15 protein-coding genes are annotated in these 20087 nt (G+C 58.7%); 1 reads left to right on the top strand and 14 read right to left on the bottom strand.

Translation table 11 applies throughout. The annotated features are described in order from the left end of the window. Positions 1-61: 61 nt before the first annotated feature. From ACKLKD_RS21305 to cmoM, 7 genes are all read right to left on the bottom strand, one after another. Entirely contained in the window at positions 62-709 is a 648-nt protein-coding gene (locus ACKLKD_RS21305; RefSeq protein WP_025712948.1) for an MBL fold metallo-hydrolase, read from the bottom strand. A 13-nt stretch (positions 710-722) separates the two neighbouring features. Further along, the gene (locus ACKLKD_RS21300; protein ID WP_087805794.1) at positions 723-1274 is read right to left on the bottom strand and encodes a YcbK family protein; all 552 of its coding nucleotides are present in this window, start codon (positions 1272-1274) and stop codon (positions 723-725) included. 301 nt (positions 1275-1575) lie between these two features. Next, positions 1576-3366 carry a L,D-transpeptidase gene (gene ldtD, locus ACKLKD_RS21295; RefSeq protein WP_025712949.1) on the bottom strand — a complete coding sequence of 597 codons (1791 nt, stop codon included), beginning with the start codon at positions 3364-3366 and terminating at the stop codon, positions 1576-1578. A gap of 199 nt (positions 3367-3565) precedes the next feature. Continuing rightward, positions 3566-8014 (bottom strand): chromosome partition protein MukB, encoded by a 4449-nt coding sequence (gene mukB, locus ACKLKD_RS21290; RefSeq protein WP_025712950.1) that lies wholly within the window; start codon positions 8012-8014, stop codon positions 3566-3568. Beyond that, positions 8014-8718, bottom strand: coding sequence for a chromosome partition protein MukE (gene mukE / locus ACKLKD_RS21285; RefSeq protein WP_025712951.1), 705 nt, complete (start codon positions 8716-8718; stop codon positions 8014-8016). Before mukE ends, mukB begins: the two co-directional genes overlap by 1 nt. Continuing rightward, entirely contained in the window at positions 8699-10021 is a 1323-nt protein-coding gene (gene mukF / locus ACKLKD_RS21280) for a chromosome partition protein MukF (protein ID WP_087805790.1), read from the bottom strand. Before mukF ends, mukE begins: the two co-directional genes overlap by 20 nt. Further along, on the bottom strand, positions 10018-10818 hold the full coding sequence (gene cmoM, locus ACKLKD_RS21275; RefSeq protein WP_080897555.1) for a tRNA uridine 5-oxyacetic acid(34) methyltransferase CmoM: 801 nt from the start codon (positions 10816-10818) through the stop codon (positions 10018-10020). Before cmoM ends, mukF begins: the two co-directional genes overlap by 4 nt. A 121-nt stretch (positions 10819-10939) precedes the next feature. Here cmoM and elyC point away from each other — a divergent pair, with 121 nt between their 5' ends. Further along, on the top strand, positions 10940-11719 hold the full coding sequence (elyC, locus tag ACKLKD_RS21270) for an envelope biogenesis factor ElyC (RefSeq protein ID WP_025712954.1): 780 nt from the start codon (positions 10940-10942) through the stop codon (positions 11717-11719). Here elyC and ACKLKD_RS21265 read toward each other — a convergent pair. From ACKLKD_RS21265 to ACKLKD_RS21235, 7 genes are all read right to left on the bottom strand, one after another. Next, positions 11696-12589, bottom strand: coding sequence for a YcbJ family phosphotransferase (locus ACKLKD_RS21265; protein WP_080924439.1), 894 nt, complete (start codon positions 12587-12589; stop codon positions 11696-11698). The two genes, elyC and ACKLKD_RS21265, sit on opposite strands and share 24 nt — an antisense overlap. A 136-nt stretch (positions 12590-12725) precedes the next feature. Beyond that, positions 12726-13472 (bottom strand): 3-deoxy-manno-octulosonate cytidylyltransferase, encoded by a 747-nt coding sequence (gene kdsB, locus ACKLKD_RS21260; RefSeq protein WP_025712956.1) that lies wholly within the window; start codon positions 13470-13472, stop codon positions 12726-12728. Further along, positions 13469-13651: a protein YcaR gene (gene ycaR, locus ACKLKD_RS21255; protein WP_012542316.1), complete on the bottom strand. Its 183-nt coding sequence runs from the start codon at positions 13649-13651 to the stop codon at positions 13469-13471. Before ycaR ends, kdsB begins: the two co-directional genes overlap by 4 nt. A gap of 63 nt (positions 13652-13714) precedes the next feature. Further along, positions 13715-14944, bottom strand: a complete 1230-nt coding sequence (locus ACKLKD_RS21250) for a winged helix-turn-helix domain-containing protein (protein WP_080897557.1) — start codon at positions 14942-14944, stop codon at positions 13715-13717. A gap of 54 nt (positions 14945-14998) precedes the next feature. Continuing rightward, the gene (gene lpxK / locus ACKLKD_RS21245; RefSeq protein WP_025712958.1) at positions 14999-15979 is read right to left on the bottom strand and encodes a tetraacyldisaccharide 4'-kinase; all 981 of its coding nucleotides are present in this window, start codon (positions 15977-15979) and stop codon (positions 14999-15001) included. Next, positions 15976-17724 carry a lipid A ABC transporter ATP-binding protein/permease MsbA gene (gene msbA, locus ACKLKD_RS21240; RefSeq protein ID WP_004201387.1) on the bottom strand — a complete coding sequence of 583 codons (1749 nt, stop codon included), beginning with the start codon at positions 17722-17724 and terminating at the stop codon, positions 15976-15978. Before msbA ends, lpxK begins: the two co-directional genes overlap by 4 nt. A gap of 36 nt (positions 17725-17760) precedes the next feature. Then, positions 17761-20019, bottom strand: a complete 2259-nt coding sequence (locus tag ACKLKD_RS21235) for a ComEC family protein (RefSeq protein WP_087805788.1) — start codon at positions 20017-20019, stop codon at positions 17761-17763. Positions 20020-20087: the final 68 nt, after the last annotated feature.

Raw genomic sequence — 20087 nt, 5'->3', positions numbered from 1 at the left:
ATATAAATATAAAGAAAAAGGCCGCAAATGCGGCCTTTTTTATCAGTTTGCCTCAGGTCAGTTACCAGACCGGCATCTCATCCTGCAGGAACGGATTATTGCGCCGTTCTTCACCCAGCGTGGACAGCGGACCATGGCCGGGAATAAAGGTGACGTCATCACCCAACGGCAACAGCTTATCCTTAATGGCGGCAATCAGCTGCCCATGGTCGCCGCGTGGAAAATCGCTGCGCCCCACCCCGCCCTTGAAAATCACATCTCCGGAGATCAGCAGTCGGGAAGCATTATCAAAAAAGACCACGTGACCCGGTGTATGGCCCGGACAGTGCAGAACCTGCAGCGCCACATTCCCTACATTGACCACATCGCCTTCATTGAGCCAGCGATCCGGACGCAGCGGCTGGCAATCCTCCAGGCCGAACATCCGGCTTTGCGCCGGTAATCCTTCCAGCCAGAACTCATCTTCTTTTTCCGGACCAATAACCGGTACGCCATAATGCTGCGCCAGTTCCGCCGCGGCGCCGACGTGATCGAGATGGCCATGCGTCAGCAGGATCTGCATCAGCGTGACGCCCGCCTCCGCCACCACCGCTTTGATACGTTCAGCATCGCCGCCAGGATCGACCAGCGCCGCCAGCCGGGTTTGTTCGCACCAGATAAGAGAACAGTTCTGCGCGAACGCGGTAACCGGAATAATACGATAGTTCATGACGCTCCTTTCGTTACCAGTGCCTTACGGGACCGGTATCAATATGCACAAAGTTACTACGTGGGTAATATCCTACACCACCTGCGCGCATAGATAACGCCGCTTTGCGAATATTGCTTAACGAAATACCTTCAATATGAAAATCCATGGCCTGCCCCTTGGTGTGATAGCTGTGTTTCGCTACACCACGGCTTCGTGCGCGGAGCTCATCATTGGTATCGAGGGAACGATAACCAGAGATAAGCTGGACAGGTTTGTTGCTGCCAAGTAATCCCTGCAACCGATAAAGATGATCGAACAGATTTGGATCGATGGACTTAATTTTGTTCGCGCGATAATCGCGGAAAAAATGGTTAAGTCTTGCTAATTCATCCTGAATATAGCCTCTGCCATCGAAAAACTCCGCCTTGAGCGATTCACCAGTATGCAGGTTATTCAGCGTCAAAATACGCGGACGGGGGGTCGAGAGGGTGGCAAATGCCGGCGCAGGGAGAATGGCGGCAGCACCCAGCGCAGCACCACCCAACGCCAGCAATCTGCGGCGATTAGCGTCAAATTTGTCCATGATAATCAGGTCTACAGTCAATGAATCGTTATATACTTTTTCCGCCTTACACGATGCTGAGAATCAGCACGCTATCGCTCGCCACGGCCATGATCTGCCTGGCAAAGGAGAACGTTCGCGCTAATCACGCTACGCATTGAGCGGAATGATATGTATATGCACTTCTGGCGCACGAAAGGCACCTTACCGGGCATTATTGCCAACGTCAAGGCAGCCTCACCCCAGGAAAATCGGGCGCTGCAGAGGAGCAGCGCCTGTTTTACCCAGTGCTAGGACAACAGAATCCATTGAACTACTTCATTTACCTGATTAATTGTTCAGCTTTCGTCAGAATTTGTGCGCTGGATCGCGCGGTGATATCGTAATTGTAAATATCTGTTCGATATTGTGTACGTCCATCAGCATCTACAAACGCGGTTAAGTAATATAAATTTACCGGTATATTTTGCCGGATATTGACATAACGCGTGTCCCCTTGCTTCAGAGCATCGGAAATACGCGTGTCATTCCAGCCTGCATCCTGCAGCAGCATATTGGCCAGCTCCGAAGCCTTATTCACCCGCACACAACCTGAACTGAGCGCGCGAACATCTTTCTGGAACAAATTATGGTTCGGCGTATCGTGCAGATAGATGGCATCCGAACTCGGCATATTAAATTTATAGCGCCCCAGCGAGTTACGCGCCCCGGGCGCCTGCTGAAAACGGAACGGCAAATTGTTCTCCGTAATGGTCGACCAGTCGACCCGGTAAGGATCAATCGCCTCTTTACTGTTCCAGCCGCGCATCACGGTGTAGCCATGCTGCTCCAGATAGCCGGGATTGTTACGCACTTTCGGCAGAATGTCTTTGCGCGCCAGGGTCGGCGGTACGTTCCACGGCGGATTGACCACCACGTTATTCAGCGCACTGCTCATCATTGGCGTTTTGCGGTCCGGACGCCCCACGATCACCCGTGAAGCCAGCACCTGACTGCCGTCCTGGTAATAGACCAGCGAGAACGCAGGAATATTCACCATAATGCCGGTGGACAATTTGCCCGGCAGCAGACGTAGCCGCTGAATGTTTAGCGCCAGCACCCCTGCACGCTGCGCCGAGGAGACATTAAGCCAGTCGCGGGTGGACTGGCCGATAACGCCATCTGCCCCCAGCCCCTGCATGGCCTGAAAGCGCTTAACGCCCTCCACCAGCTGGCGATCGTACACACCGCGCGCCGCAGGTTTACTCTTCTTCTTCGCCGACGGGCTCACCACGTCGCCGGGCAGAACGATATTCGCGGTATTCTCCAGCATGCCGGTACGCTGGAGGATCTCGCGCAAGGCGCCGATATCATTGCTCCACTCGCCGGGACGCAGCGAGCCGCTGCCGGTCATCTGCGGCCATGGTCGTGAATCAGCCACCAGCGCCAGCAGCGACTGGTGCATGGCCTCATATTGCGGATGATGCGGCGCCAGGCCGGCGATAAACGCCGGCAGAGAACCATTGTCCAGCGCCAGCTGCCACTGGTTAATGACCGACAGCGGCGGGGTCGCCATCTTGTACGGTGTCGAGCTATATAACCAGCGAGTCCCCTGGGTGGGGATGCCGCTGATAAAGTGCAGATAGCCCATCATGGCATCCGACAACACCACATCGCGCGCCATGCCGCTGACGGCGGGATCGGTCAACAGGCTGACCCAGGTGGTAAATTGTGGCTGAAAACCGGCGATGGCAATTTCCGCCAGCTGCTGCTGAAACGCCTGCACGGCCTCACGGTTTTCCCACATCGGTTTCATATCCCTGGCGGCGTACAGCGACACCAGCGGATTCATAAAGACGGGTTTGTAGCCAGCCGGCAACAGCGCCTCGATCTGCGCGCGACTGTGCGCCGCGGCTTCCATCGACAGCGGCTGCTCACCGGCCAGCTTCGCGACCGCCGGTGATTGCCCATCGCTTTGCGCCAGCGCGACGGAAAGCTCGCCAGGCGTTGCGGAACTATCACCTGGTACGACTTCAGGCTCTGCGGCCTGGACATTGAACAGCGGAGCAAATGCCAGTGCCAGGCTCAGACTGAGCGCTGACAATGGACGACCATACCGTTTCTTTAGCAACATCCCTTGCCCCCTGTTGTCACACATTGCTGCCCACAAAATTGGGGCTCTTTTTCAGTATATAAAGACGAAAAGGCTTTTGCCTTACCTAATGTAAAGAAGCTTAAAGATTATACCATCCAGGCATACCGAACTGGATAGCAAAAAGGGCAACTTAACGTTGCCCTTTTCACCGCTTCCCCGCCAGAATTTGGCCGCATCCTCAGGAGGCGTCGGCCGTCCCCGGTACGGTTTCCGGCAGCGGCGCGGCAAACCCGCGCAGCCCCACCACATGGACGTGTTCATGGTTGTTAACCACTTTACGTACCAGCTTATAGGTGGTGCCTTTCTCCGGACTGATATTTTCTGGTGCCGCGATAATCAGCTGCATCTCCAGTCGTTCGCACAGCTCGAACAAGGTGGCGATAGAGCGGGCGTCAAGACGCGCCGCCTCGTCGAGGAACAGCAGACGGCAAGGTGAGATATCCTTGCCGCGCAGACGACGGGACTCATCCTCCCAGCTCTGGACTACCATCACCAGAATCGACATCCCGGTACCGATCGCTTCCCCCGTCGACAGTGCGCCGGACTCGGCGCGCAGCCAGCCGTCGGAACCACGGTTAACCTCCACTTCCATCTCCAGATAGTTGCGGTAGTCGAGCAGCTCTTCGCCGATGGTTTGCGGTGTGCGCTGTCCCATGTCGATCTGCGGATTCAGACGTTGATAAAGCTTAGCCAGCGCCTCCGAGAAGGTCAGACGATTGCTGTTAAACAGATCCTGATGCTGCTCATGCTGCTCGGAGAGCACGTCGAGCAGCGTCGAGTGGGTCTCGCGTACGTTAACGTTCAGCCGTACGCTGTTGACCTGGCCAAAGGAGACACTCTGCAGCCCCTGGTTGAGCATCCGAATACGGTTCTGCTCACGCTGAATAGTTTTGCGAATAATATTGGCCACGCTGCGTGAGCTGATCGCCAGCTTTTGTTCGCGGTTGGTCAGCTCTTCGGTCAGGCGACTGAGCTCGATCTCCATCTGCTCGATCGCTTCCACCGGATCATCGGTGCGAATAATATCCTGACGAATACGCTCGCGCAGATGCTGGTAAACGGCAACGAAGAACTGAATTTTGCGCTCCGGACGCTTCGGATCTTCCGAAATACGCAGCACATCGCGCAGGTGTTCGTTATCGGCGACGGCCAGACGCAGCGCACCCAACGCTTTATCCGACATCGACCGCAGATCGTCGGCGGAGAGATAGGCCAGCTCGCGGCGATGCAGACGACGTTCGACGCCGTTGTCTTTCACCAGACGCATCACCGCGCACCAGCCCGCCTTGGCGGTCACCACCTGCTCACGCATTTCGCAGTAATCGCGCTCCAGCTTGCGCAGTTTACGGGTCAGGTTATCCATTTCCGCTTCGCAGAAGGTCAACGCTTTCTCCAGCTGATTGCGACGGGAGCGGTTATTGCTCAGCTGCATATGCAGCTCATCGCGACGCTGACGCGCGCGCTCTTCCGCGCCGGCATCAGCACGCACGCCAATGTCCTGCAGCTCTTTATACAGATCGTTGAGCAGCTCTTTCTTGGTGTCATACGAGCTCTTCAGCGAGGCCAGCACCTGATTGTACTGACTGAGCTGCGCCGCATGGGTCCGCATCGCCTCGCGCGCGCGGCTGCGTTCGGATTCCGCCTGCTCCAGGCGCTGGCGCAGCTTCTCGTTGAGATCGCTGTTGCCGCTGAGCATTTCCGCCGAATCGGAGTAGCTAAAGTGGGCCCGGCGCTGCACGACTTCCGCCAGGGCAAAAGCCTGCTGACGCGCTTCGCGCTGGGTTTGCTGCGCATAGGCGTAATCTTCTTTCAGCTGTTCAAATTGCTCCGGGTCGCTCTGCAGCACCGAAACGATAGGCTCCAGCTTCGCCAGCTGATTGCCGTGCTGCTGAATAAAGCGCGCCGCCTCCTGGGCTTCATCCAGACGTTCCTGGATCTCGTCCACACGATCGGCCAGCGTATCATCCGCCAGCAGGTTCAGGCGCGGCAGCAGACGGTTAAGCGCCGACACGCCCTCTTTCGCCTGCTCGTATTGCACGCGGTTCTGCTGGTTATCGTTTTCATGGGCGCTCAGCGCACGCTCCAGCTCGCCGCGGCGGCTGTTAAGCTTGCGGATCTCTTCTTCCGGATCGTCCTCGAAAGCCACCGCCAGGTGGCTGCCGATGAAGCGGCTAAAGGCCTGGTGCAGACGCTGGGTTTTTTGTACATCGAACGACAGGGTGGCGAAACGCTCAGACAGCGATTCACGCTCGGCATGCAGTGTTTCAATGCGGTTTTCACGCGCCGCGCGACCAAACAGCGGCAGCGTTGGAAAGCGCGAATAACGCCACTGGCGGTCGGCAATCTTCACCACCACCGCCTTTTCCAGCTCGTCAACGCTGAATACGCTGTCGTCAAACGACTGCGGGTCGCCTTCGATCAGATACAAATCTTCCGGGCAATCTTCCAGTCCTTCGAGCTGCTCCGCCACCTGCGACAGATCCGGTACCACGATCGCATGGCGCGACGGGCCGTACAGCGCGGAGAAGTACGGCGCATCGTCCAGGCTGACGTCATCGTAGATCTCAGACAGCAGAACACCGCCAAAGCGTTCCGCCAGCGCGTTAAGGCGCGGATCTTCCGAACCGCCCGGCTGGCTGAGACGCTCGATTTCTTCATCGATGGCGCGTTTGCGGGCACCGACCTCGTCACGTTCAACGATAGCCTCGCGCTCACGCTCCAGCAGCTGCTGCAGATATTCGGTGACCTCCTGGCCGGACTCAAACTGCTCGCCGCTCTGCTCGCATAGCTGGTTAAGACTGTTCTGCGCCGCCAGCCAGATCGGCGCCCGGCGCATCAGCGTCTGAGTGCGCGACTGCAGCTGCTCCAGCTCCTGGCGCAGCGCCATGCGCTGCTCCTGAGCGTTAGACACGCTGTCGGCCAGCGACGCGATGCGCGCTTCCAGCTCCTGATGCAGCGTTTCCAGATCGTCGATCTCGTAGCGTTTGCCCTGGCGCTTGCAGAATTCGGCCAGCTGGCGCTCGGCGTCCTGCTGCTCGCGCAGACGCTGCTCCAGCTCATTGAGGCGGCTGCGCAGCCCCTGCGCCTGCTCGGCCTGATGGCGCTGGTTCACGCCGTCGCGCAGCAATTCGCGCGCCACGTCCCAGGCTTCGTTGCGCGCCAGCGGGCCGTTAATCGCCGCCACCAGCTGGTAGGCCTGTTCAAACTGGCTGTGCGCGGTTTGCGCCACGCTCATTTTTTGTTCCAGCGACAGCATTTTCTCCGTCGCTTCCTGCTCTTTCGCCTGGAAGGTTTCCAGCCACTCGTCGGCGCTCTCCGGCGTCAGGTCCGGCAGATGGCACAGCGCCTTCGCGCGCTCCAGCGCCTGCAGCGCCTGGTTATACTGAATGGCGCGGGTCTGCTGGACGTCGAGCGCCTGCTGATAGTCGGCAAGCTGGTTTTTAAGCTCATCCACTTCCAGCTCGGCGGCCTCAGCGCGGGCTTCGTTCTCTTCCTGCTGATCGGCAGCTTCCGCCACCACTTCATTTTGCTCTTCCAGACGGATCTGCAGCTCATCGAGATCTGCTTCGTAGCGCTCGATTTTTTCCTGCTGACGCAGCGCCGTCTGCACCAGGTTCAGATGATCGCTGGCGGCCTGGTAATCCGCTTCCAGATCGCCTTCGGCACCGTTATGCTCCTGCAGCTCGCGCGCCATGTCGACGTGCTTATACTGTTCCGCCGCCAGCTGCGAACGCGAGGTGAAGAGATCGCGACGATACTCCAGCGCCTTATCAAGATGAATGCGCCGCTCGTTGGCGTGACGCATATAGTCCGCCGCCACGTAGTTGGTGGCTTCGCTGATCAGGTGTTTGAATAGATCGCGGTCGGACTGCGTGACGCGAATGGCTTCCAGGGTCATGCGGTTTTCCCGCAGCGCCGCTTCCATGTCCTGGAACGCTTTACGCACGCCGCTGTTTTCCGGCAGCAGATAGTCGCGCAGCGAGCGGGTAATGGTGCTGGAGATCCCGCCGTACAGCGAGGCCTCGATCAGGCGGTAGTATTTGCTACGATCGGAGGCGGAACGCAGACGACGCGCCACGACGCCCAGATCGAACATCAGCGAGTGGTACTCGGTTATCGAGTTAAACTGCTTGAACTGGACCCCTTCCATCGTCTCCAGCTTGTCTTTCAGCTCGTTGAGACTGACGACGCGCGCCTGGCGATCGTTGAGCGTCTCGGTCAACAGCTGGGTCGGCAGGATGGAGGTCGGCAACCCCTGAATGGCAAAAGGCTTGATATCGACTTTGCGATCGCGCCCGGCAACCTGCTGTAGACGCACGCCGACCACCACGCGCTGATGGCGGGAGTTGATCACGTCAAGCACGGAGTAACAGACCCCGGCGCGCAGCTTACCGTGCAGGCCTTTATCGCGCGAGCCGCTGGTGGCCCCCGCCTCGGTGGTGTTACGGAAGTGCAGCAGGGTTAAATCGGGGATCAGCGCCGTGACGAAGGCCGCCATGGTCGTCGACTTACCGGCGCCATTCCCCCCGGAGAGGGTGGTAACCAGTTCGTCAAGATCAAAGGTTCGGGCAAAGAAGCCGTTCCAGTTAACCAGCGTCAGCGAGCGAAATTTACCGCGTTCAATCATTACTCTTCCTCCCCGCTATCCGGCTGGTTTTCTTCATTCTCATCATTGAGCTGCAGGTGATTTTCCAGGGCCATCGCTTCCCCGTCGCGGATCAATCGGCGCTGCGCCTCGCGCGGGTCGTCGCCGGCGCGCACATCGGCGCCAAAGCGGAATACCGATTCGGTGATGCGGAATTTGCTGCTGTCGTGGCCCATAAACCACACCATCCCCAGACGGCGCAGGCGGTTAAGCGACGCACGCATCTTTTCCTGCAGCTTCTGGCGGTCAAGATCGGAGCCGGTGGAACGGTTGTTCACCAGCTTCAGCAGTTTGGCCTCATCCGCCAGGGTCAGCAGCTCGTCATAAAGCTCCTGCTGGGTGAAAATGCCTTCGTTTGCCAGACGCTCGGGGCTGAGATAGAGATAGCAAAGAATTTTGCCCACCATCATATCCAGCTCCGACAGCACCGAGCGCGAAATCAGGGTAGTGGAGCGCGGGCGCAGGTAGAAGAACCCCTCCGGCGCGCGGATCAGCTCGACGTTATAGCGAGCGTAAAACTCTTCCAGGTAATCCTGAAAATCCATCAAAAATGCGTGATTATCCAGCTCGTCGAGACCGATATGCCGGCCCGCGCGCAGGGCGCTGTCCAGCGCCGGAAATAACGGATTGGCCAACGCCTGCGCCAGCTTAACCGGCATCACTTGTTCAATATTTGTCGATGACATGCGCCTGTACCTTGGCTCCGTAATCATTAATCGGCTGCCATTTTGCCGGCAGTCCGGTGAAATCTGCCTGGGCCACGCCCAGCTGTACCGCCTGATCCACGACGATCCGCGCCACGTCGAAATGACGCCCGCGCGGATACTGCGCCAGGAATTCGCGCGCCACCAGGCCGAGATCCAACGGTATACCTTTCTCTTTATACACCGTCAGCTGCGCTTCAATTAGCGCCGCCAGCTGCTCGCGAATTTCGTTAAACTCTTCAAATTCAAGATCCGCTGGCAGTTCGCCGGTGACCTCTTCATCGCGCAGCGCCATCTCTTCATCACGCATATCCAGCAGACGATCGGCGTTGGCGTAAGTCAGCGCCCACGGCTCATCAAAATAGGTCTGTACCGACTGGCGCAGACGCTGGGCGAAGACGCGGTTTTTATCCATATCGATAGCGGTACGGATAAACTTATGCACGTGGCGGTCGTAGCCGATCCACAGGTCAATGGCCTGCTGACCCCAGCTGACGATGCGGTCAAGTTTGCTTTGCAGGTCGAATACCAGCCGGTCGACAAAATGCAAATCGTCGCGCGCCAGGGTCGAATCCTGAATGCGCAGCAGATTCGCCTGCAGTTTGTCCCCCGCCGCATCCAGCGTATCCTGCAGTTCGCGCAGCGTGCCGGAGGTTTCCGACAGCAGCAATTCACAGCTGGAAATCGCCGCCCGCCAGTCTTTATTCAGCAACTGCGCGATATCGTCTTTCACCAGTTGCTGCTGCTCATCCATGATGCGCTGCGTCAGGTCAATGCTGTCGAAAATTTCCGCCACGGAATATTTCAGCGGCGCAAAAACGTTGCGATGCCAGTGGAATTCATCGCCCCCCTCCTCCGCCGCGTCCGCCGCGCGCTTCAGCTCACCGGCGACGATCGATAGCTGCATCGAAAGACGCAGCGTCGAGAATTCGCGCTGACGAATATAGTAATCGGTGATCCCGATCCCCAACGGCGTCAGGCGATAGATTGCATTGCCTTCAGTTACTTCGCTGGTAAAGCGGTTCAGCAGACGCTGGCGCACCAAATCGTTAATTGCGTTATTGGCGCGCTGGCTGATGGTTTCGCTGGTCTGCTCAAACGCATCACTGACGTGGCGGAACGCATCCACCAGTTCTCCCTCGCTCATTTCCCCTTCCAGCCGTTCGCCATTCAGGGTGGCAATCGCCAGCAGAAAAGAGAGTCTGTCGACCGGCAGCGAGATAGAAAAATCATTTTTCCTGGCCCAGGCAACCAGTTCGGGGACTGTCTGGGAAAATTCACTCATACTTTATCCTTGCATCTGCGGCTATGAGCCTGGCTCTTAAGCGCGGTGACATGAATATAACGGCCCAGGCTGAGATACGGCTCCTGACGACAGTAGCGCGTCTCCAGCGCCAGCAGCGCCGCATAGCTGTCATGCTGTTGGCGTTTTTCACGCAGATAATCATGAAACACCCGCACGCCGGTTTTGCTGACAATCTGCCAGCCAATCTCTTCCAGCCAGTGATAAACCTGCTGCGGTTCACGCGGATAATCCGGCGACAGCGTGCGTTTTTTCTTTTTTGGCATGCCCAGTTGTACGTAATCGAAATTACCGGCCACCATATTGTGCATCAGCAGGCCGTTAGCATTGTAGAACATCAACGACAGCCCACCGCCAGGACGCAGCGTCGACCAGAGCGTACGCAGCACCGTCTGGGGCTCCGCCACCCACTCCAGCACCGCATGAAACAGTACCAGATCGACCGGGCTTTCCAAATGCTGTGCAATATCCTGAGCCGCGCATTGTACAAAATGCATGTTGTCGATCACACCTTTATCGGCAGCCGCCTTGCGGGCACGCGCCACCATTTCAGCGGAGAGATCGCACAGCGTCACGTGATGGCCCAGTTGCGCGACTTTGATGGCCGTTTGCCCTTCACCGCCGCCGGCATCCAGCACCCTCAGCGGTCCCGGCCCCAGCTGCGCCAGTAAAGGTTCCAGATCCTGCCAGAGGATCGCCTGACGCAACTGGCCTTTTGTGGTGCCGTAAATATTGCGCGAAAACTTTTCAGCAATGTCATCGAAATTGCGATCCTGCACGGGCGACTCCACAAGCCAACACAAAACCGCTATTTTGTCATACCCACGGAGAGAATGAAGCGATCTGTTATAAGATCCGAACATAACTTTGGTTATATGGTTAAAAAAGGAACCATCTGGCATGCTTTTCACGCTAAAAAAGATTGTCGGCGGTCTGCTGCTGCCGCTTCCCGCCCTGTTGTTGTTGATCGGTATCGGGATCGGTCTGCTGTGGTTTAGCCGCTTTCAACGTACCGGGAAGTTTTGCGTGAGCCTCGGCTGGCTGCTGCTGGCGCTACTGAGCCTGCAGCCCGTGGCCGACAGCCTGCTGAAACCGATAGAAGATAGCTATCCCACCTGGCGCGGCGAGCAGCCGGCAAGCTACGTGGTGGTACTGGGCGGTGGCTATACCTGGAACCCGGAGTGGGCGCCAAGCTCTAACCTTATCAATAACAGTCTGCCGCGCCTGACGGAGGGCATCCGCCTGTGGCAGGCGAATCCCGGCTCGAAAATGATTTTTACCGGCGCGGCGGCGAAAACGAATCCCGTGAGTACGGCGGAAGCTGGCGCGAGAGTGGCGGAGAGCCTCGGCGTACCGCGCAGCGATATCATTGTGCTCGATCGGCCAAAAGATACGGAAGAGGAAGCCCTTGCAGTGAAGCGTGCCATCGGCGATGCGCCCTTCCTGCTGGTGACCTCGGCGTCACACCTTCCGCGGGCGATGATTTTCTTTCGTCATGCCGGGCTGGATCCGCTGCCCGCGCCGGCCAATCAGTTAGCGGTGACCTCAGCGCTTAATCCATGGGAGCGGGCCATCCCGTCTCCCGTGTGGTTGATGCACAGCGACCGTGTCGGCTATGAAACGCTCGGTCGCATCTGGCAATGGCTGAAAGGTAGCTCAGACGAGCCAGGGCAGGAGTGATTTGCTCGCGAGGTCGAAACGGGCGCGATCAAAGCGCCCGGTATTGACCAGACTATCCACCTCATCCCACAGCAGATAGAGCCAGCGCCGCCAGACGAATGCCTCGGAAACTGGCGCCTGCTGCAGGTAGCGCCATAGCAGTTGCTCGGCCTGGCCCCCCTCGGCCAGGCGGAACAGTTCATACTCGCGCGGCGCCCACAGCATCATCCCCGGACCGACCATCGCCAGCAGCTGATCGCTGCGCGGGTCTTTGAGCATGCTGCGCAGGGTGAAGTTACCATGCACCAACACAGCATTGTCATTGAAATCACGGAACAGCTCCGGAAGGCACTCGCGGGAGCGGAACAAAAGGCGCTTATCCTGCATGGTCAGGCCGGTGTCCTGATACAGGTTCAGGGTGCTCCACAATATCTCTACCCGCTGGCGGTACCAGTTCGGCCACAGGTTTTCCTGGGTATTGTCGACCATTCCCACGCAGCCGCCGCTGTCCTGACGATGCCAGGCCAACAGCGCCTCGACGATTTGCTCCTGCAATTGCTCCCAGCGCGCCGGGGTGCGCGTCGGCGCCTCCACCGGTACGCCGCGCAGGCGCTCAAGCAGCAGCACATCTGGTCCGGGATGCTCTTCGTGCGTCATCACGCCGTAAACCACCGGCATACGCACCGTACCACTGCGCGCGAGGGTGGAGATCTTCCATGCCAGTTGCCGCGCCACGCCGGGCGTGGTGAAACTTCGCGCCAGCAGCGGCATCGGGTTTCCCTGCGCATCATACAGCGACCACAGCGCCGTAGCGGCTTGTTCACTGACACACTCCACCCGGCTTAACTTTTCGCCCAGCAGATGACTGAGTTCGGTTCGCAACTGTTCCATTGTCGATTACCCCTATGAACACTACTGGTTTCATAATGAGCGCCCGCACCTGGGTTGTCATCGGATAAGATCAAAAAGGGGCAAAAAAAGCGAAAACCGGCGGGAATATCCCCTCCCGCCGGGAGGGGAAAGAGGACTAACGCAGCTCAGCGCGCACGCGCTCCAGATCTTCCGGGGTATCGACACCGGTGCCGGGCACTTCGGCCGCCACGGCGACATGGATTTTCTCGCCATACCACAGCACGCGTAGCTGCTCGAGCATTTCAATTTGCTCCAGCGGGCTCGGCGCCCAGCTGACATAGCGACGAATAAAGCCGGCGCGGTAGCCATAGATGCCGATGTGACGCAGCAGGGAATCACCGATGGTCTCACGGGAGTGAGCAAAGCGATCGCGATCCCAGGGTATGGTGGCACGGGAGAAATAAAGCGCATAACCTTGCGCATCCATCACCACTTTCACCGCATTTGGATTAAACGCCTCTTCCGCATCGTGGATCGGTACCGCCAGCGTTGCCATTCCGCTGCTGCTGGACGCCAGATTCTCCGCCACCTGGCGAACGATCGCCGGCGGGATCATCGGCTCATCGCCCTGAATATTGACGATAATAGTGTCATCACTGAACGCGCACTTCTCCACCACTTCCGCCAGCCGTTCAGTGCCGGACTGATGATCGGCACGGGTCATACAGACCTCGCCGCCGGCGGCTTCAACCGCCCGGGCGACTTCTTCGTGATCGGTGGCGACAATAATGCGATCCGCGCCGGATTCGCGCGCACGCTCCAGCACATGGACAATCATCGGTTTGCCGTTAATGTCCTGCAGTGGTTTTCCCGGCAGGCGCGTAGAGGCGAAACGCGCAGGAATAATAACCACGAAACTCATGAGTGACTCTCTTCAACCGTCAGCGCTCGGGCCTCTGTCTCCAGCAGCACAGGAATACCATCGCGCAGCGGAAACGCCAGACTATCAAGTTTGCAAATAAGTTCTTGCTTATCCTGACTGTAATAAAGCTTACCGTTACAGACCGGGCAGGCGATGATTTCAAGTAAACGATGATCCATGTTTCCTCCTGATGGACCGGATAGATTTCTCAGCAGCATATCACAGGAAGCTTGACGCCGGGATCAATCGGCGTCGATTTCCCACCCTTGTGTCTGGCCGATAAACAGCCCTTCCGGCAGGCGTTGGCACAGGATCCGTTCCGCCGATTGCCAGCGCGCGAAGTCGTTAATCGCCCGGCGCAGCCCCTGTTCCAGACCTCGGGTGATCTTCACCCCGTCCTCCAGCCACAGGGAGAAGATCTCCAGCTCCCGGCGTTTGCGATGTATTTTACTGTCCATTCGCCCAACCAGCTTACCCTGGTGCAGCAAGGGCAGTACAAAATAGCCATACTGCCGCTTCGGCGCCGGCGTATAGCACTCCAGACGATAGCTAAAGTTAAACAGTTGCTCGGCGCGTTTTCGATCCCAGACCACCGGGTCGAAGGGAGAGAGCACGGCGCTATGGCTGGGGGTAAGTTTACCGCCGGGCGCGGACTCCAGCTGCGCCAGCGCGTCGCGATGCAGCCACATCTCGCCAAGGGCTTCGACATTAACCGGCACCACGAGGCCCTCTTCCTGCCAGGCCGCCAGCAGAGCCGGTAACGCAGGCTGACGTAAGCGATAGTAATCGGCCAGCCACTGGGGGCGAAAGATACCGAGACTGCGGGCGCTGTTGCGCAGCATGATGGCCTCTGCTTCATCGCGGGAAAGCGCGTCGCGCGCGTCGTCCCAATGCGGCATCACTCGCCGGGTTAAATCATAGACACGGTGAAAGTTACGCCGCTCTACCACCATCACTTCACCGGCAGTAAACAATCCTTCGAGGTGGCGCTTATGCGGTTTCCACTCCCACCAGCCGCTGGCACCTTTGCGTGGGTGGGAAAAATCCGCCGAGCGAACCGGGCCGTTTTGCCCGATATGCGCCAGCAGCTCGGCAATACTCCCGGCATGCTCCTCCATCCACGCGCGATGGTATTTCCAGCCCATATTGTCAGGATTCAACATACGATGGCGCACCAGGGCAAAGTCGCTGCGAGGCAGAAAACAGGCTTCATGCGCCCAGTACTCCATCAGTTCGCCGCTACGCAGCGACTCATCCAGCCAGTGCTGTGGATAGTTACCCAGGCGACTGAACAGCACGAGGTAGGGGCTGCGGGCCACCACGTTGATAGTATCGATTTGCAGCAGCGACATCTGCTGAATGGTAGAAAGGATGTCATTCGGGCGAGCGCGACGCCGGGGCTTTTTTAACACCCCCTGCGCCGCGAGATGAAGATGGCGCGCCTCGTTAAGCGATAATTGCAATACCGACATGCAGGTTCTCCGTCAGGAATTCCAGCACAGCGGCGGGCAAAGCCGGCGCCTCGGTTAACGTTGCGCCAACGTCGCTAAGTCCGCGAGCAACCGCTGTGCGCGTTCATCGGCCATTATGGCGTCGACCGGTAAATACCACCAGTTCGCGGCGGCGAAATCGCGACATTTCACCGCGTCTTTCTCGGTCATCAGCAGCGTCTGATCGGCGGTTACCAGAGCGGCGACGTCGGCCTGACTCAGCGCCTGATGGTCCGCCAGGGCTACGGTTTTAACCGGCTGGACGCCACAGTTTTCAAGGGTGGCGAAAAAGCGCGGCGGATGGCCGATGCCGGCCATCGCCACTACGTTCGTGAAAGTCGAGACATCGCGACGTTCGCCGGTAAGCAGGTTAACCGCCATCCCAGGACGCAGTTGCATCGGGATCTCCCCCGGACGCGCTACGCCACCGTTAACGATAACTGCATCAACGCTTTGCAAGCGCGACGCCCGCTCGCGCATCGGCCCGGCCGGTAACCACCAGCCGTTGCCAAAGCGGCGCACGCCGTCGATAACGACAATTTCTCTGTCCCGCGCCAGCTTATAGTGCTGCAACCCGTCGTCGGTCACGATAATCTGCAGATCGTGCGCGCTGAGCAATGCTTTTACCGCGTCGCTGCGCAGCGGAGCGACAGCGACCGGCGCGCCGGTACGCTGATGGATTAACACCGGTTCATCACCGGCCTGCGCCGTACTGGTCCTGTCGTCCAACACCAGCGGATAGCGTTCAGCTTTACCGCCGTAGCCGCGAGACACGACGCCAACGCGAATACCGCGCTGCTGCAACTGCTCCACCAGCCAGATCACCACCGGCGTTTTGCCATTACCGCCGGCGGTGAGGTTACCGACCACCACCACCGGCACCGGCGCGCGCCAGGCTTTTTGCCACCCCAGCTGATAGCTGAGGCGAATAACCGCACTCACCAGGCCATACAGCCAGGAGAGCGGCAGCAGCAGGCGCCACAGCGGCGATTCCCCGGACCAGATACGTGCGATCATTCGCCGAATTGCATCTTATGCAGCTGAGCGTACACGCCTTTATGCTCCAGCAGGTCGTGGTGCGTTCCGCGCTCTACGATCCGCCCGTCTTCAACCACCACGATTTCGTCGGCCTGCTCAATGGTCGACAGACGGTGGGCGATAACCAGCGAGGTACGGTTTTTCTGCAGCTCATCCAGCGCCGCCTGAATGGCACGCTCGGACTCGGTATCCAGCGCCGAGGTGGCTTCATCAAGGATCAGGATCGGGCTGTTGCGCAGCAGCGCACGGGCGATAGCAATACGCTGGCGCTGACCGCCGGACAGCATCACGCCATTTTCGCCGATGATGGTATCCAGACCATTGTCCATCTTATTGATGAAGTCCATGGCGTAGGCCATCCGCGCGGCCTCTTCTATCTGCTCGCGGCTGTACTCTTCGGTTCGCGCATAGGCGATATTGTTGGCGACGGTATCGTTGAACAGGTGCACGTTCTGTGACACCAGCGCCACCTGATCGCGCAGCGAGCTCAGCTTGTACTCGCGCAGGTCGTGGCCATCCAGCAGGATCTGCCCGTCGTCGACATCGTAGAAGCGTGTGATCAGGCTGGCGATGGTCGATTTACCCGACCCGGATCGTCCCACCAGGGCGACGGTTTTCCCTTCCGGGATATCGAGATTGATATTGCGCAGCGCGGCCACTTCGCGACCCGGATAGGTAAAGGTGACGTTCTCGAACTTGAGATTGCCTTTCGCCCGCTCAATGACCCGCGTACCTTCGTCTTTTTCCTGCTCGGAATCGAGGATCGCAAACAGCGTCTGGCACGCCGCCATCCCGCGCTGGAACTGGGCATTGACGTTGGTCAGCGACTTCAGTGGACGCATCAGCGCAATCATCGAGGAGAAGACCACGGTAATGGTCCCGGCGGTCAGGGTGTCCATCACGCTCGGGAAGCTGGCGGCATACAGGACAAAGGCCAGCGCCAGTGAGGCGATAAGCTGAATGATTGGATCAGAGATGGAAGAGGCAGAAACCATTTTCATGCCCTGCAGACGCATCTTGTTGCTGACCTTATCAAACCGTTTGGTTTCTACTTCCTGGCCGCCAAACATCAGCACTTCTTTGTGTCCTTTCAGCATCTGCTCGGCGCTGGTGGTGACCTGCCCCATCGTGTTCTGCATATTTTTACTGATATTGCGAAAGCGCTTGGAGACCACGCGGATCGCCACTGACACAATCGGCGCCAGCACGATCAGGATCAGCGACAGCTGCCAGCTATAATAGAACATCATCACAAACAGGCCGATAATCGATGCCCCTTCACGGACCACGGTGATCAGCGCGCTGGAAGAGGAGGAGGCGACCTGCTCAGAATCATAGGTGATACGTGACAGCAGCGTTCCGGTAGACTGCTTGTCAAAGAAGGCCACCGGCATGCCCATCATGTGGCCGAACAGGCGACGACGCATGGTCATCACAACTTTGCCGGAAACCCAGGAGATACAATAGCTCGAGATGTAGCTGGTGATCCCACGCAGCACCATCAGTCCGATAACCACCAGCGGCATCCATAGCAGCACTGAGCGATCCGTTTTACCAAAACCATCATCCAATAACGGTTTAAGAAGCGATAACATGAAGGTGTCACTGCCCGCGTTAAGCACTAACGCCACCGCCGCTACGATTAGCCCGGCTTTAAACGGTGCGATAATCGGCCAAAGTCGGCGGAAGGTCTGCCACGTGGAGAGATCTTTATCGTTCTGCATTCAATAAACCAGCTTGTGTTGAAATAGCCGCATATTCTACCCGTTATCGGCGGGCGCGCCAAACCACTGATGATACCAACGCGGTAAAACTTGATCCCGTAAGCTGTGGATTTGCCACCCTTCTGTGGAAAAAACCACCGTTATCTGCCCCAGCTGCGCCGTAGCGAACCAGCGATACCCCCGCTGGCGATAGCGCTGAACGACCTTATACGAGGGCATCCGCCACGCATTGTAGCGCGAAGCAGAGGCCAGCGCGGCCGCGCCATCCACCCGGCGGACCAACAGCGCGCTGGAGGAGGTATTACTGCCGTGGTGGGGAACCTGAATAAGTGTAGATGTCAGATGCTGCCAGTAGCGGCTGATCATCGCCTGCTCCGCCTGACGTTCAATATCGCCGGTGAGCAGGATGCTGGAGCGACCATCATCGATCCGCACCACACACGAGTGATTATTCCCCTTGGCCGTGCTGCCTGGCAGCGGCCAAAGCGCCTGGAAAGTAAGCCCCTGCCACTGCCAGCGCTCGCCGCGATGACACGGCAGATGCCGCGCCCAGCCTAAAGGGCTGCGCACCCACGCCTGCGGCCATGCCTGTAGCACTGAATTAAGGCCGCCGCGATGATCAAGATGCTCATGGCTCAGCACAATGCCCTGCAGCTGTAGATGGTGCCAGCGCAGCCATGGGATAATCACCTGTTGACCGCTGTCACCCTGCGGCCATGCTGGCCCGGTATCATACAACAGCGCCTTACCGTGACGCTCAATCACCATCGCCAACCCCTGCCCGACATCCAACATCGTCACCCGCCATTCGTCCGCAGGTGGTTGTCGGCCGAATGGCCACATCAGCAAAAACAGCACGCTGAGACACAGCGCCGGTGAATGCCGCCAGCTCTGAAAACGCCAGCCCATCACCAACAGCCACGGCAGGCTACTGATCCACAGCCAGCGAGCATCAAGCGTCAACCAGCCGTCCGGTAAACGTCTTAATCCCCAGAACAATACCGCCAGCACGCGATCGGCCGCCAGCCAGAGTAGCGACTCCACTATCTCCGGCCCCGTGAGATGCACCAGCATCGCGGTCAGAATAAGCGGCACCGCCAGCAGGGTGACTAACGGTACCGCCAGTAAATTAGCCGCCATGGACGTCAGGCTTATGCCGTGGAATAGCAACAGCTGCAACGGCATCAGCAGCAGCGTCACGCCAGCCTGCAAATGAACAAGAGCCATTAAGGCCTTCCACGGCCAGCGCCCGGCAGGAAGCGGTAGCCACTGGAACCAGAAGATCAGCCCCGCCACGGCAAAAGCGGACAGCCACAGGCTTTGCGACAGGACCGCCAGCGGGTCGGCAATGAGTATCGCTCCCAGACAACAGAGCCACACCTGCCACGCCGTCCAGCGCTGGCCCGACAAACGCAAAGCGCAGCAGACCGCAAGCCCTACGCAGGTTCGCAGTGCCGGCGGCTGCATACCGGTCAACCAGGCGTAGCCGATGGCGCCGAGCAGCCCGGCCAGCAGCGGCATTCGCCAGCCGATCCAGCTGCCCGGGAAAAGAGCCTGCATACCGCGCAGCAGCAGCACGATAAGAGATGCTGCCAGGGCGATATGCAGACCTGAGATGGCCATAAGATGGGAGGTGCCCGTATTTTGCATCAGGGCTTTTATCTCCGTCGGCAGGGCCAGCCGCTCCCCCATCCCTAATCCCAATATCACCGCACGCCAGGGATAAGGCTCCAGACGCCGGGTCAGCGACGCCAGATAGCGGGCGCGCAGACTGCAGCGGGTATCCAGCGCGGAAGCGGCGACGATCCCTCCGCTCAGCGGCCGGTGCTGGGCCAGCGCATAGCGCTGGCTGTCGAAGCCCCCTTCATTGAGCTGGCCGTGCACTGGGCGCAGGCGCAGCGTCATCAGCCAGTGTTGTCCCGCGCAGGCTGAGCCGGGGGTGAGATCTCCGTACAGCGTCACACCAACCGGAGGAAACAGATAGCGACCCGCCAGGCGCACAATCTGGCCTCGATGCAGGGTCTGGCCATCCGTCTCGCTGAGGATCACTTCCGCCTGCCGGGTGGCACCGGTGAGGTGCTGCGTGGGCCACAGGGCCTGATACGCGCTCAATACTCCCCAGATCATCAGCAGGAGCGTCATCGTCACCCAGGGGATAGCCGGCCTACACCAGCGGATCAGCAGCAGCGCCAGGACACCCGCCCCCGCCAGGATGCCCGGGCCCGGCAACGTGGGTAGCCAGAGGAGCGGCAGCATCGCAATGATGGCGCATCCGGCAAGCCATGGAAAACGCATAAACACCTCCCTGTGAGCGGGCAGTGTGACGCAAGGCAACGCTGGCGTCCTGCCAGAAAATCCAGGTG

Origin of the sequence: Klebsiella sp. 10982 (assembly GCF_048589245.1) — a bacterium.
Lineage (GTDB): Bacteria > Pseudomonadota > Gammaproteobacteria > Enterobacterales > Enterobacteriaceae > Klebsiella > Klebsiella quasivariicola.
Note: the sequence above shows the minus strand (reverse complement) of the source record. Positions and strands in the feature narration are given on the sequence as shown.